We start from the raw sequence: 14723 nt of genomic DNA on the forward strand, positions 1-14723 counted from the left end.
CGGGCTCAGGCCCGGCGGCGGGCCAGCAGGGTCCAGGCGCCGAGTCCGACGAGCAGGACGGTGCCGAGGCCGAGGCCGCCGGCGGCCAGGGCGACCATCGTGCCGTCGGCGCTCGCCGCGTCGGCCCCCGTGGCGCCGTTCGCCGCGGCCTCCCGGTCGTCGCCGGTCACCTGGAAGAGACCCGGGTCGCCCGCGTACCCCGGGCCCGCCTTCTTCTCCCCCGTGACGTTGACCCGCAGGATCAGCGGCAGCGGCCCGTCGCCGTACTCCTGGGCGATCTCCGGGCTGAGCGTGGCGGTCAGGTAGTACCAGCCGGCGAAGCGCATGCCGTTGGTGGCGGTCTCGTACGAGGAGCGGTTCTCGTGGGCCACCGGCCGCTGCGGGGCGAGGGCGGCGGTCGCCGGATCGCCTCGGTAGGAGGCCGTCTGGAGGTCGACGAAGCCGCGCGCGGGGTTGTCGAGGCCGAGCGCGAGCGCGTTGCCGACCAGTTCGTCGCCCGCGTCGCTGCTGCCCAGCTCCGCGGTGGCGAAGATCTGCTGGCCCCAGTCGACCGGCACCCGCCAGAAGAGGGTCTCGCCGGGCCGGACGTCCGCCCGCCACTCGCCTTCCTGGAGTGAGACGGCGGTGTGGAAGCCGGCCCCGCCCTGCCGCTCCTTCGGCCCGCCGGCGGGCGGTGCCGGCGTCCCCGAGGGCCACGACTCGGGCAGCTTGTCCGGCCCGATCTTGCTGAGCAGCGGCTCGTTGACGTGCTGGAGCTCCAGCTCCCAGTCGTCCGGGGCGGAGGCGGCGTCCGACTCCCGCTCGACGAGGACGTAGTACGTGCCGGCGTCCTGGCAGGAGATGTCGTCCGGGTGGATGATCCGGCGCGCGTAGCCGGTCAGCGGCCGGACGTGGTCACCGGTCGCGAAGTTGACCTCCTGGTACCCGCACTCGCGGCCCGAGCCGTCCTGGATCGAGATCCTGAAGCCGTCGCCGTACGCGGCCTTCCCGCCCGGCCGGGGGACGGCGACGGCGGAGACGTAGGAGTTCTTCGCGGTGTCCAGGTTGAGCCGGTAGTAGACCTTGCCGTCCTTCTTGAGGGTGTCCCGGTAGGTCCTGCCGGGCTCCAGCGGGTCCGCGTCGGCGCTGGAGGCGGCACCCTGGATCCGCTGCGCCGCGGGATCGAAGGCGTACGGGGGGATCGCGGCGCCGTCGGCGGCCGACGCGGGCAGCGCGGTGAGCGTGCCCACCGCGGCGGCGGCCGTGAGCAGCGCCGCGGCCTTCCGTGTTGCGGCCGCGGTCCGCTCCCGGCGTCCGGTCCCGTGCCCGGCCGTCTCCCCCGCCTGCGTGCTCACGCGCTTCTCCTCGTCGTGTCCGTCACCGCGTCCCGTCCCGGGGCCGTCGTGCCGGACCATCCTGCCCCGCGCCCGCCCCCGGTGTCCGCATCGGGCGGGACGGCATCGGATTTTGCTGGAGCAAGCCTCCGGCTCGCCGCGGCGGGCTCAGGGACTCCGCGTCACGGCCGCGGGGCGGCCCGTGCCGTACAGGGGGCGGAACGCCGAGATCCCGGCCGCGCGGGGCGCGGCCGGGATCTCGGTTTCAGATGGATGCGTCTCAGACACCGGAACCGGACGGCACGGAGTCGGTCGCCTCCGTCCACAGGTCCTGCTCGGCGCGATCCGCCTGGATCTGGCGGTACACGAGGAGCCCGCCGATGGCGGCCAGTGCGACCAGGAGCAGCTTCTTCACCGCGCGACCTCGTCTTTCGTTGACGTAGGAGACTTCTGACGCCCACTCTACACATCGACCGATACCGATCAGTGACCTGTGCGAGCGCCAAACCTCACACAACGAAATCGACCCGGACGGAGGAACCGTCCGGGTCGATCACTTCTGTGGGGCTAACAGGATTTGAACCTGTGGCCTCATCCTTATCAGGGATGCGCTCTAACCAACTGAGCTATAGCCCCGCCGCGCTTTGCGGTGTGTGTCCCGCGCGCTGACTCCTGAACATTAGCGCACGTGGGGGCCAGTCCCAAAATCGCCCGAGCCGGAGGCCCCGAGCGATTCGCGGGGCCGGCCCCACGCGCGGACTACTCGTCCTCGGCCAGCGTCAGCTCGACGCCGCCGACGAAGCCGGCGGACAGGTTGTAGATGAACGCGCCGAGGGTCGCGAGGGCGGTCATCAGGACCACGTCGATCACCGCGATGACCGAGGTGAACATCAGCACCCGCGGCAGCGACAGGAAGGACTGCAGGTCGAAGCCGTTGGACTCGTTCGAGCCCGTCGCCTCGCTGATCGTCCCGCCGACCGTCGAGAAGACGCCCATGGCGTCCATGACCATCCACAGCACGGCCGCCGCGACGACCGTGCAGATGCCCAGCGCGATGGAGAGCAGGAAGCTCACCTTCATGACCGACCACGGGTCGGCCTTCGCCACCCGCAGTCGCGCCTTGCGCGTGCGCGGGGTCGTCCGCGCGCCCGTCCGGGGCCGCCGCACCGCGGAGGCCGACTGGCCGCCCTGGGTGCCGCCGCCGCCCTGCGGGCCGTCGTAGGCCCTCGGCGGGTGGTAGGCGCCCGCCGGCTGCGCCGCGGGCCGTTCGCCCGGCAGAGCGCCGTTGTAGCCCTGATAGGGGGGCTGCTGCCCCCGAGTGTCCGTCACCGCAACCCCCTGGGAGTCCGTGGCCGAGCCACGGGCGCCGTGCGCTCCAGCACCTGCAGAAGCTCCGGCAGCCGCCGATCCGGCGCCCGTGGCTCCACTCACGCTCTACTCCTCGTGATCCCCGGTCGCAGGCTCCGTGCCCTCGACCGATGCCTCGGCCTCGGATGCCTCGATGGCACCCTCGGCGTCGTCGACCTCTTCGTCCTCGCTGCCGGCCTCGGCGTTCCGTGCGATGCCGACGACGGCATCGCGCTTGCCCAGGTTGATCAGCTGGACGCCCATGGTGTCACGGCCGGTCTCCCTGACTTCGTTGACTCGCGTGCGAATCACACCGCCGGACAGCGTGATGGCGAGGATCTCGTCGGTCCCCTCGACCACCAGCGCGCCCACGAGCGAGCCGCGGTCCTCCACGATCTTGGCGGCCTTGATGCCGAGGCCGCCGCGGCCCTGGACGCGGTACTCGTCGACGGGGGTGCGCTTGGCGTACCCGCCGTCCGTCGCGGTGAAGACGAACGTACCGGGCCGGACGACATTCATCGAGAGCAGTTCGTCGTCCTCGCGGAAACTCATGCCTTTGACACCCGAAGTGGCGCGTCCCATCGGGCGCAGCGCGTCGTCCGTGGCGGTGAAGCGGATCGACTGCGCCTTCTTGGAGATCAGCAGCAGGTCGTCCTCGGCGGAGGCCAGCTCGGCGCCGATCAGCTCGTCGTCGCTACCGTCCTCCCGCTCGCGCAGGTTGATGGCGATGACGCCGCCCGAGCGCGGGGAGTCGTAGTCCTTGAGCGCGGTCTTCTTGACCAGGCCGGAGCGGGTGGCGAGGACCAGGTACGGCGCGGCCTCGTAGTCGCGGATCGCCAGGATCTGGGCGATCTGCTCGTCCGGCTGGAAGGCCAGCAGGTTGGCCACGTGCTGGCCGCGCGCGTCCCGGCCGGCGTCCGGCAGCTCGTACGCCTTGGCCCGGTAGACCCGGCCCTTGTTGGTGAAGAAGAGCAGCCAGTGGTGGGTGGTGGAGACGAAGAAGTGGTCGACGATGTCGTCCTGCTTCAGCTTGGTCCCGCGCACGCCCTTGCCGCCGCGCTTCTGCGAGCGGTAGTCCTCGGTCTTGGTCCGCTTCACATAGCCGCCACGCGTGATGGTGACGACGATGTCCTCCTCGGCGATGAGGTCCTCGATGGACATGTCACCGTCGAAGGGCACCAGCTTGGAGCGGCGGTCGTCGCCGAACTTGTCGACGAGCGCGGCCAGTTCCTCGCTGACGATGGTCCGCTGCTTCTCCGGCGAGGCGAGGATCGCGTTGTACTCGTTGATCTTCGCCTGGAGCTCGTCGTGCTCGGCGAGGATCTTCTGGCGCTCCAGGGCGGCGAGCCGGCGGAGCTGCATCTCCAGGATCGCGTTGGCCTGGATCTCGTCGATCTGGAGGAGCCCCATGAGGCCCTCGCGGGCCACCTCGACCGTGTCGCTGCGGCGGATGAGGGCGATGACCTCGTCGATGGCGTCGAGGGCCTTGAGGAGGCCGCGCAGGATGTGGGCGCGCTCCTCGGCCTTGCGCAGCCGGAACTTCGTCCGGCGGACGATGACCTCGATCTGGTGCGTCACCCAGTGCCGGATGAACGCGTCCAGGGAGAGGGTGCGCGGCACGCCGTCGACGAGCGCCAGCATGTTGGCGCCGAAGTTCGTCTGAAGGTCGGTGTGCTTGTACAGGTTGTTCAGGACGACCTTGGCGACGGCGTCCCGCTTGAGCACGATGACCAGGCGCTGTCCGGTCCGGGACGAGGTCTCGTCGCGGACGTCGGCGATGCCGCCGATCTTGCCGTCCTTCACCAGGTCGGCGATCTTCTGCGCGAGGTTGTCCGGGTTGGTCTGGTACGGGAGCTCCGTGACCACCAGGCACTGGCGGTTCTGGATCTCCTCGACCTCGACGACCGCGCGCATCGTGATGGAGCCGCGGCCGGTGCGGTACGCCTCCTCGATGCCCTTGCGGCCGACGACGAGCGCGCCGGTCGGGAAGTCGGGGCCCTTGATGCGCTCGATGAGCGCGTCGAGCAGCTCCTCGTGGCCGGCCTCGGGGTGGGCCAGGTACCACTGGGCGCCCTCGGCGACCTCGCGGAGGTTGTGCGGCGGGATGTTGGTCGCCATGCCGACCGCGATGCCGGCGGAACCGTTGACCAGGAGGTTCGGGAAACGGGCCGGGAGGACCGTCGGCTCCTGGTTGCGGCCGTCGTAGTTGTCCGTGAAGTCGACGGTCTCCTCGTCGATGTCGCGGACCATCTCCATCGACAGCGGCGCCAACTTGCACTCGGTGTAGCGCATGGCGGCGGCGGGGTCGTTGCCCGGGGAGCCGAAGTTGCCGTTGGAGTCGACGAGCGGCATCCGCATCGACCACGGCTGGGCCAGGCGGACCAGCGCGTCGTAGATGGAGGAGTCGCCGTGCGGGTGGTACGTACCCATGACGTCGCCGACGACGCGGGCGCACTTGTAGAAGCCCTTCTCGGGCCGGTAGCCGCCGTCGTACATCGCGTACAGCACGCGCCGGTGGACGGGCTTGAGGCCGTCGCGCACGTCGGGCAGCGCGCGGGACACGATGACGGACATCGCGTAGTCGAGGTACGAGCGCTGCATCTCGGTCTCGAGCCCGACGGGCTCGATGCGCAGCACCGGCTCTTCTTCTTCGGTGGTCACGGGGGGGTTCTCGTCGGCCATTGCTGGTCGTCAGTCCTTTCGTACGGTCAGCTGAGACCGACTCAGATGTCGAGGAAGCGAACGTCCTTGGCGTTGCGCTGGATGAAGGAGCGCCGTGCCTCGACGTCCTCGCCCATCAGCACCGAGAACAGGTCGTCGGCCTGGGCGGCGTCGTCCAGGGTGACCTGGCCGAGCACGCGGTGCTCGACGTCCATGGTGGTGACGCGCAGCTCCTCGGCGTTCATCTCGCCGAGACCCTTGAAGCGCTGGATCGAGTCTTCCTTGATCCGCTTGCCGTTCTGCTTGCCCAGCTCGACCAGCGCGTCGCGCTCGCGGTCCGAGTAGGCGTACTCGAAGTCGTCCCGACCCCACTTGATCTTGTAGAGCGGCGGGCGGGAGAGGTACACGTGCCCGTGCTCGATCAGCGGCCGCATGAAGCGGAAGAGGAAGGTCAGCAGCAGGGTGTTGATGTGCTGGCCGTCGACGTCGGCGTCCGCCATCAGGATGATCTTGTGATAGCGGAGCTTCTCGATGTCGAAGTCCTCGTGGACCCCGGTGCCGAAGGCCGAGATCAGCGCCTGGACCTCGGTGTTCTGGAGGATCTTGTCGATCCGGGCCTTCTCGACGTTCAGGATCTTGCCGCGGATCGGCAGGATGGCCTGGTACATCGGGTTCCGGCCGGACTTGGCGGAGCCGCCGGCGGAGTCACCCTCGACGATGAAGATCTCGCACTTGGTGGGGTCGTTCGACTGGCAGTCGGAGAGCTTGCCCGGGAGGGAGGCCGACTCCAGGAGGCCCTTGCGGCGGGTGAGGTCGCGGGCCTTGCGGGCGGCCACGCGCGCGGTGGCGGCCTGGATGCCCTTGCGGATGATGTCCGCGGCCTCGTTCGGGTTCCGGTCGAACCAGTCCGTCAGGTGCTCGTGGACGACCTTCTGGACGAAGGTCTTCGCCTCGGTGTTGCCCAGCTTGGTCTTGGTCTGGCCCTCGAACTGCGGCTCGCCGATCTTGACCGAGATGATCGCGGTCAGACCCTCGCGGATGTCGTCGCCGGTGAGGTTGTCGTCCTTCTCGCGGAGCAGCTTCTTCTCGCGCGCGTACTTGTTGACGAGCGTCGTCAGCGCGGCGCGGAAGCCCTCCTCGTGGGTACCGCCCTCGTGGGTGTGGATCGTGTTGGCGAAGGAGTACACACCCTCGCTGTACGACGAGTTCCACTGCATCGCGATCTCGGCGGAGAGCAGGCGCTCCTTGTCCTCGGCCTCGATGTCGATGACGGTCGGGTTGACCAGCTCGCCCTTGCGCGAGTTGAGGTACTTCACGAAGTCGACGATGCCGCCCTCGTAGTGGTACTTCACCGTGCGGGCGACCTGCTCGTCGGAGGCCTCGGCGTCAGGGTCGTCGGCGCCGACCGTGGCCTTGGCGGACTCGCGCTCGTCGGTGAGCGTGATCGTCAGGCCCTTGTTGAGGAAGGCCATCTCCTGGAAGCGGCGGGAGAGCGTCTCGAAGGAGTACTCGACCGTCTCGAAGATGTCGGGGTCGGACCAGAACGTGACCGTGGTGCCGGTCTCGTCGGTCGCCTCGTGCTGCGCCAGGGGCGCGGTCGGGGCGCCCATCTTGTAGTCCTGGGTCCAGCGGTGGCCGTCGGTCTTGATCTCCACCGAGACCTTGGTGGAGAGGGCGTTGACGACGGAGACGCCGACGCCGTGCAGACCGCCGGAGACCGCGTAGCCGCCGCCGCCGAACTTGCCGCCCGCGTGGAGGACCGTCAGCACGACCTCGACGGCCGGCTTGCCCTCGGACTCGACGATGCCGACGGGGATGCCGCGGCCGTTGTCGACGACGCGGACTCCGCCGTCGGCCAGGATCGTCACGTCGATGGTGTCCGCGTGGCCGGCCAGGGCCTCGTCGACAGAGTTGTCGACGACCTCCTGCACCATGTGGTGCAGGCCGCGCTCACCGGTCGAGCCGATGTACATACCGGGGCGCTTGCGCACCGCATCCAGGCCCTCGAGGACCTGGATGTTGCTGGCGGTGTACTGGTTGTTCTCGTTGGGGTTGCCGGAATCGGCCACGAAGCGCCCTTTCTGGCACAGCACAGGCCGTGCTCCGGGCATAGGGGAGCCGGCTGCGTCGTTCGACAGTTCCGCAGTGTGGCGGGATTGTCTTCCAGTCTACCGGTACCGCCGACAGTCATGGGGGTTTGCGGGTACCTGAATGCGCATGTGCCGCCCTCGGCGCCCCCGAGACGACTCCCCATATCCGGACAGGGTCTCCAGGGGCCTCTGACGGCCACCTAGCGCTTCGGGCGGTGACGGGTAGTGCCGCCCGGCCGCGGGCGGGTGTCCACCCGGGCCGAACTCGGGGCCACAACCCCCGCGTGACAGCGCCCACCTGCTCGTACCTGCGACGGCACCCGCCCGCTCGGACCCGCGCGACGGCGTCCGCCTGCTCGTACCCGCGTGACAGCGCTCGACCGCTCGGACCCGCGCTCCCGGCGGCCGTGCCCGTACCGGCTCAGCCGTACGTGTCCCCGGGTCCGACGGACCCCGGCGCGCGCAGCGGCCCGTACCGCCGCGCCCCCGCCCCGGGCCCGAGGACCTTGATCAGCCGTACCGTCCCGTGCCCCAGGTCCTCGTTGAGCCGCGCGACCAGCGTCGGCGCCAGCAGCCGCAGCTGCGTCGCCCACGCCGTCGAGTCGCACTGCACGGTCAGCACGCGCGCGTCCGGCTCCTCCTCGTACTTCACCGGTACGCAGTGCTTGGCCAGGTCCTCGCCGACGATCTGCGGCCAGCGGCCCATCACCCCGCCGACGGCCGCCGGCGTCTCCCAGCCGCGCTCGGCAAGCAGCCGGTTGATCGCGGAGCCGAGCGCCATCGGGTCGCGCCCGTCGGCGCGCGCGCCGGAGCGCAGGCCGCCGCGCCGGGCCTGCTTCTGCTGCTGCGCGGCCGCGCCACGCGCGCGTGCCTGCTCCTTGGCGGCGCGCAGCGCGACCCGGGCGAGGTCCACGCCCGAGGGCTCGGGGGCCGCGGGCTTGTCCACAGGCTGTGGGGAAGTTTCGCCGTCGCCGCTCATACGCGCTCCACCGTCCCTCCGGTCACGCTGTACCGCGTCCCGGCCAGGACGCCCGGGACGTCGTCGTCCACCGCCGCGGTCACCAGGACCTGCTCGCCGTGGGCCACCAGCTCCGCCAGCCGCTCGCGCCGGCGCGCGTCCAGCTCGGCGAAGACGTCGTCGAGGACGAGGACCGGCTCGTTGCCCTCGGAACGCAGCAGGTCGTACGAGGCGAGGCGGAGCGCCAGCGCGTACGACCAGGACTCGCCGTGGCTCGCGTACCCCTTGGCCGGCAGGTCGCCGAGGCGCAGCAGCAGCTCGTCGCGGTGCGGGCCGACGAGGGTGACCCCGCGCTCGATCTCCTGCTTGCGGACCTCGGCGAGGGCGGCGATCAGCTGCTCGTACAGCTCCTCGCGGCTCTGTCCGGTGCCGGGGGCGGAGGACCGGTACTCCAGCAGAATCGGTCCGCCTCCGGGCGCGAGCTGTTCGTACGCCTTGTCCGCGAGCGGCTGGAGGGTGTGGACGAGGTCGAGCCGCTGGGCGAGCAGCTCGGCGCCGGCCCGGGCCAGGTGCTGGTCCCAGACGTCGAGCGTGGACAGGTCCATGCCCCGGCCGCCGTGGCGGCGGGCCATGGCGGCGGACTTCAGCAGGGTGTTCCGCTGCTTCAGCACCCGCTCGTAGTCGGAGCGCACGCCGGCCATGCGCGGCGCGCGCGCCGTGATCAGTTCGTCGAGGAAGCGCCGGCGCTCGCCGGGGTCGCCCTTGATCAGCGACAGGTCCTCGGGCGCGAACAGCACGGTCCGCACGATGCCGAGCACGTCACGGGGTCTGACCTGCGAGGACCTGTTGATGCGGGCGCGGTTGGCGCGGCCCGGGTTGAGCTCCAGCTCGACCAGCTGGGAGCGCTCGCCCTGGGTGACGGCCGCCCGGATGACGGCGCGCTCGGCCCCCATCCGGACCAGCGGCGCGTCGGACGCGACGCGGTGGCTGCCGAGGGTCGCGAGGTAGCCGACGGCCTCGACGAGATTGGTCTTGCCCTGGCCGTTGGCCCCCACGAACGCGGTGACGCCCGGGTCGAGGGGTACCTCGGCCCGGGCGTACGAGCGGAAGTCGGCCAGCGAGAGATGCGTGACGTGCATGGTGGGCGCCGGCCTTCCCCCGGTCGCTGTGCACCGGGTGGTGCACAGCCTGTGGATTGCTACTTCTTCTCGACCGCGTGGCCGCCGAACTGGTTGCGCAGCGCGGCGATCATCTTCATCTGCGGCGAGTCGTCCTGACGGGACGCGAACCGCGCGAACAGCGACGCGGTGATCGCCGGGAGCGGTACGGCGTTGTCGATGGCGGCCTCGACGGTCCACCGGCCCTCGCCGGAGTCCGACGCGTAGCCGCGCAGCTGGTCCAGGTGCTCGTCCTCGTCGAGGGCGTTGACCGCGAGGTCGAGCAGCCAGGAACGGATGACCGTGCCCTCCTGCCAGGAGCGGAAGATCTCGCGGACGTTCTCCACGGAGTCGACCTTCTCCAGCAGCTCCCAGCCCTCGGCGTAGGCCTGCATCATGGCGTACTCGATGCCGTTGTGGACCATCTTCGCGAAGTGGCCCGCGCCGACCTTGCCGGCGTGGACGGCACCGTAGGGGCCCTCGGGCTTGAGCGCGTCGAAGATCGGCTGGACCTTCGCGACGTCCTCGGCGGAGCCGCCGTACATCAGCGCGTAGCCGTTCTCCAGGCCCCAGACGCCGCCGGAGACGCCGCAGTCGACGAAGCCGATGCCCTTGGCGGCGAGCTCCTCGGCGTGCTTCTCGTCGTCGGTCCAGCGGGAGTTCCCGCCGTCCACCACGATGTCGCCGGGGGAGAGCAGCTCCGCCAGCTCGTCGACGGTGGACTGGGTCGCCGCACCGGCGGGGACCATGACCCACACGACGCGCGGACCCTTGAGCTTGCCCACAAGCTCTTCGAGGCTGTGGACATCGGCGAGGTCCGGGTTGCGGTCGTATCCGATGACGGTGTGGCCTGCGCGGCGGATGCGCTCGCGCATGTTGCCGCCCATCTTGCCGAGACCGACGAGACCGAGCTCCATCAGAGTGTTCCTTAAGCGTCGTGTGCGGTTCCTACCCGGGTCCGAGCCTACGCCCGGACCCGGCCGCACACCTGTGGGGTCAGCCGCTCAGTCGACGCCCACGCGCGCAGGTCAGCCGCTCGGCCGCAACCGCGTACCGCGCCGCTCGGGGAGCGGTCCTCGGCTCCCCGAGCGGAGGGCGTCAGCCGCTCAGCCGCACCGGCATGATCAGGTACTTGTAGGCGTCGTCCGCCTCCGCGTCCACGGCCGGGCGGCCGCTCAGCAGGGCCGGCTTGGTGGAGGTCGTGAAGGAGAGCTGTGCGACCGGGGAGTCGATCGCGCTCAGGCCGTCCAGCAGGAAGGTCGGGTTGAAGGCGATCGAGATGTCGTCGCCGTCCAGCTGGGCGTCGACCCGCTCCACAGCCTGTGCGTCGTCGCTGGAACCGGCCTCCAGGATGAGCACGCCCTGCTCGAAGCTGAGGCGGACCGGCGTGTTGCGCTCGGCGACCAGGGCCACGCGCTTGACGGCCTCCACGAAGGGGGCGGTCTCGATCACCGCGACCGAGTTGAACTCGGTGGGGAAGAGCGTGCGGTACTTCGGCAGGTCGCCCTCGAGCAGGCGGGTGGTGGTGCGGCGGCCCGCGCCCTCGAAGCCGATGAGGCCCTCGCCCTTGCCGGAGCCGGAGAGCGCGAGGGTGACCGTGTCGCCGCTGGTGAGCGCCTTGGCGGTGTCCAGGAGGGTCTTCGCGGGCACCAGGGCGACCGCGGAGGCGTCCGGGGACTCCGGCTTCCACAGGAACTCGCGGACGGCGAAGCGGTAGCGGTCGGTGGAGGCCAGGGTGACCGTGTCGCCCTCGATCTCGATGCGCACACCGGTGAGGACGGGCAGGGTGTCGTCGCGGCCGGCGGCGATGGCCACCTGGGCCGCCGCGGCGGCGAAGACCTCGCCGGGGACGGTGCCGGTCGCGGTGGGCATCTCCGGCAGCGCCGGGTACTCCTCCACAGGAAGGGTGTGGAGGGTGAAGCGCGACGAGCCGCAGACGACGGTGGCCCGTACACCGTCTGTGGAGATCTCCACCGGACGGTTGGGGAGGGCGCGGCAGATGTCGGCGAGGAGGCGGCCGGAGACGAGGACGGTGCCGTCCTCCTCGACCTCCGCCTCGACGGAGACGCGGGCGGAGACCTCGTAGTCGAAGCTGGAGAAGCTGAGCGCGCCGTCCTCGGCCTTCAGCAGCAGGCCCGCGAGCACGGGCGCCGGCGGACGGGCCGGGAGGCTGCGGGCCACCCAGGCCACCGCCTCGGCAAGTACGTCGCGCTCCACCCGGATCTTCACCGGAACCGCCTCCTGCTTGTTGCTGGCTCTACGTCGACTGCGGGATCCAGTCTGACGTACGCCGCCGACACTCGGTGCGGCTCGGGGTCAAGTCGCGACGAGAGCGGGTCGGGGCTCCGGCGCCGAGTTGTGCACAGGCCCCGCTTCAAAGCGGATTCCGAGCTAACTATGAGTGGCAGTAGTAGTAGGGCCTGTGGAAACCGTGGATAACGCCGTCCACGCAGGTCAGACCCGGTTTTTTGTCCACTGCCCCTGTGGGTGGAACCCGTGGAAAACCACGGTTCTCTGTGGACACCCGAAAGTTCTGCACACCCGATACACAGGCGAGGCGTAGTTCTCCCCAGTGCTGTCCCCAGCTTTCCCCAGGTTCCCCACAGCCCAAACGTCTCCCTTGGTGTGACGCCTTTCACTCCAGCCGGTGAGTGGGGGTGTTGTGTTGCCGAACAGTGGACAGCGGTGTGGAGAAGCTGTGGGCAACCGGCCCACCCCTGTGGGCAGCCGGTGGACAACCTTCCGGGCCCCCTGTGGATGAAGGATTCATCCACAGCCTGTGGAGATCGTTTGCCAACAAATCCACACCCCTCTGAACTGGGGTGATGGCCTGTCACCAGCCCAGCCTGTGGACACAATCCGGATAACTCGACAGTCCCCACCCTGTGGACGGGAGATCATCCCCCAATCTGTGGAGAACCCGCCACCGGAACGGAGTAATCGAACACGGCCGTCCGGGTCATGGCGCCCGCACGCCGCCCGATGGCGGCCCGGCACCGCCCCAGAGGCGGTCCCGAGGTGGTTCTGAGGCGGTCCCGAGGGCGTCCCAAGACGGTCCCGAGGACCCGTCCGTCAGCCCCTCCGCCGGCCCCGACCGGCTCCAGGAACGCCGAAGGGCGCCCCGGGAAGGTGTCCCGAAGCGCCCTGGAAGGCCGTACGGAGGCCGTAGGAAGGCCGTACGGAGGCGGGTCAGCCGTTCTTGATGCGGTTGGTCAGCTCGGTGACCTGGTTGTAGATGGAGCGCCGCTCCGCCATCAGGGCCCGGATCTTCCGGTCCGCGTGCATCACCGTCGTGTGGTCCCGGCCGCCGAACTGCGCGCCGATCTTCGGCAGCGACAGGTCCGTGAGCTCGCGGCACAGGTACATGGCGATCTGGCGTGCCGTCACCAGCACCCGGCTGCGCGAGGAACCGCAGAGATCCTCCACCGTCAGCCCGAAGTAGTCGGCCGTGGCCGCCATGATGGCCGGCGCCGTGATCTCGGGGGACGAGTCCTCGCCGCCCGGGATCAAGTCCTTGAGGACGATCTCGGTCAGTCCCAGGTCCACCGGCTGCCGGTTGAGGCTCGCGAAGGCCGTCACCCGGATCAGCGCGCCCTCCAGCTCACGGATGTTCCGCGAGATCCGGGAGGCGATGAACTCCAGCACCTCCGGCGGGGCGTTCAGCTGCTCCTGCACCGCCTTCTTGCGGAGGATCGCGATGCGCGTCTCCAGCTCGGGCGGCTGCACGTCGGTGGTGAGTCCCCACTCGAAGCGGTTCCGCAGCCGGTCCTCCAGGGTCACCAGCTGCCGGGGCGGCCGGTCGGAGGAGAGCACGATCTGCTTGTTCGCGTTGTGGAGCGTGTTGAAGGTGTGGAAGAACTCCTCCTGCGTCGACTCCTTGCTCGCGAGGAACTGGATGTCGTCGACGAGCAGGATGTCCACGTCGCGGTAGCGCTTGCGGAAGGCGTCGCCCTTGCCGTCGCGGATCGAGTTGATGAACTCGTTGGTGAACTCCTCCGAGCTCACGTACCGCACGCGCGTGCCGGGGTAGAGGCTCCGCGCGTAGTGCCCGATGGCGTGCAGCAGGTGCGTCTTGCCGAGCCCCGACTCCCCGTAGATGAAGAGGGGGTTGTATGCCTTCGCGGGCGCCTCGGCCACCGCGACCGCGGCGGCGTGCGCGAAGCGGTTCGAGGAACCGATCACGAAGGTGTCGAAGAGGTACCGCGGGTTCAGCCGCGCGTGCTGCTCGCCGGATCCGGCACCGGAGCCGCCGCCCGCGCCGGTACCGCCGAGGGAGCCCTGGCCGATGCCGGGCCCCACGCCCTGACCGCCCACGCCCTGACCGTGTCCGGGACCACCGTGTCCCGGACCGCCGTGTCCGTGCCCGGGACCGGGCCGCGGACCGGCCCCCGAGGGCTCGGGCAGGTCGGCGCGCTCGGGCCGCTGCGGCTGCTCGTAGCCGCGCGAGGGCTCGTCGTACCGCGGGCGCCCGGACTGGTCCGGGGCGGCCGGGCCGGTGTAGGGGGCGCGCTCGGGGAAACCGCCGAGGCGCGGCTGCTGCCAGGAGAGGTCCTCCTGGGACCGCGGCCAGGCGCCCGGCTCGGGGCGCGGCGGCTGCTGGTAGTCCGGGTAGGCCGGGCGCGCGGTGGGCAGCCCGTCGTCGGGAAGCGGGCGGTGGCCGTACCCCTCGTACTTCTCGTACGGCTCCGGCTGCGGGCGCTCGTCGTAGCGCGGCTGCGGCGGCCGGCCGGGGGAGGGCACCGGGGGCTCGCCCACGGAGTCGTCGACGGTGATCGCGATCCGGATCGGGCGGCCGCACTCGCGGCTGAGGGTCTCGCTGATCAGCGGGGCCAGCCGGCCCTCCAGGACCCGCTTGCCCCATTCGTTGGGGACGGCGAGCAGTGCCGTGTCCGCGACGAGGGCGAGCGGCTGGCACCGCTCGATCCACTGCTTGTCCTTGGGCTCGATGCCCTGCTGTCCTTCTCCGAGCAGCTGGTCGAGCACGCGTGGCCACACTGCGGCAAGATCAGCAGGTACGTCAGCCACAGGGCACGCTTTCTCGCAGGTCCCACCAATGTGTGGTTCTCGGGACGACAAGGACAGTAAGAACAGAACGGAAGAGATAGTCGAGTCCAGCCACGGTAGTCGTGGCGGCTGACGTGGTTCAAGTTGTTGTCCACAGCCTGTGCACAATGGGGGCCAGCGACGGGTCGGTTTG

The 14723-nt window shown here is 70.3% G+C and carries 10 protein-coding genes and 1 tRNA gene; all 11 read right to left on the bottom strand.

From position 1 onward, the window contains the following. Positions 1-5 precede the first annotated feature (5 nt). The 11 genes from ACFYT9_RS04370 to dnaA all read right to left on the bottom strand — a co-directional run bounded on the left by ACFYT9_RS04370 (position 6) and on the right by dnaA (position 14551). Positions 6-1334: a hypothetical protein gene (locus tag ACFYT9_RS04370; protein WP_389160876.1), complete on the bottom strand. Its 1329-nt coding sequence runs from the start codon at positions 1332-1334 to the stop codon at positions 6-8. A 259-nt stretch (positions 1335-1593) separates the two neighbouring features. Then, a complete protein-coding gene (locus tag ACFYT9_RS04375; RefSeq protein WP_208809277.1) occupies positions 1594-1728 on the bottom strand; it encodes a DLW-39 family protein in 135 nt (44 codons plus the stop codon). A 147-nt stretch (positions 1729-1875) separates the two neighbouring features. After that, positions 1876-1949: transfer RNA gene (locus ACFYT9_RS04380), tRNA-Ile, on the bottom strand. 123 nt (positions 1950-2072) lie between these two features. Then, a complete protein-coding gene (locus ACFYT9_RS04385) occupies positions 2073-2642 on the bottom strand; it encodes a DUF3566 domain-containing protein (RefSeq protein WP_376597710.1) in 570 nt (189 codons plus the stop codon). Positions 2643-2747: 105 nt separating this feature from the next. Continuing rightward, positions 2748-5342, bottom strand: a complete 2595-nt coding sequence (gene gyrA, locus ACFYT9_RS04390; RefSeq protein WP_389160878.1) for a DNA gyrase subunit A — start codon at positions 5340-5342, stop codon at positions 2748-2750. 41 nt (positions 5343-5383) lie between these two features. After that, on the bottom strand, positions 5384-7414 hold the full coding sequence (gyrB, locus tag ACFYT9_RS04395; RefSeq protein WP_376597708.1) for a DNA topoisomerase (ATP-hydrolyzing) subunit B: 2031 nt from the start codon (positions 7412-7414) through the stop codon (positions 5384-5386). Between the two features lie 418 nt (positions 7415-7832). Further along, entirely contained in the window at positions 7833-8390 is a 558-nt protein-coding gene (locus ACFYT9_RS04400) for a DUF721 domain-containing protein (protein WP_389160881.1), read from the bottom strand. Continuing rightward, positions 8387-9508 (bottom strand): DNA replication/repair protein RecF, encoded by a 1122-nt coding sequence (gene recF, locus ACFYT9_RS04405; RefSeq protein WP_376597704.1) that lies wholly within the window; start codon positions 9506-9508, stop codon positions 8387-8389. Before recF ends, ACFYT9_RS04400 begins: the two co-directional genes overlap by 4 nt. Positions 9509-9567: 59 nt before the next feature. Next, positions 9568-10443, bottom strand: coding sequence for a phosphogluconate dehydrogenase (NAD(+)-dependent, decarboxylating) (gene gnd / locus ACFYT9_RS04410; RefSeq protein ID WP_200424989.1), 876 nt, complete (start codon positions 10441-10443; stop codon positions 9568-9570). A gap of 181 nt (positions 10444-10624) precedes the next feature. Continuing rightward, positions 10625-11755 carry a DNA polymerase III subunit beta gene (dnaN, locus tag ACFYT9_RS04415; RefSeq protein WP_031003097.1) on the bottom strand — a complete coding sequence of 377 codons (1131 nt, stop codon included), beginning with the start codon at positions 11753-11755 and terminating at the stop codon, positions 10625-10627. Positions 11756-12715: 960 nt separating this feature from the next. After that, on the bottom strand, positions 12716-14551 hold the full coding sequence (dnaA, locus tag ACFYT9_RS04420; protein ID WP_389160882.1) for a chromosomal replication initiator protein DnaA: 1836 nt from the start codon (positions 14549-14551) through the stop codon (positions 12716-12718). Between the last annotated feature and the right edge of the window lie 172 nt (positions 14552-14723).

It is taken from the genome of Streptomyces sp. NPDC004435 (assembly GCF_042873895.1).
GTDB lineage: Bacteria > Actinomycetota > Actinomycetes > Streptomycetales > Streptomycetaceae > Streptomyces.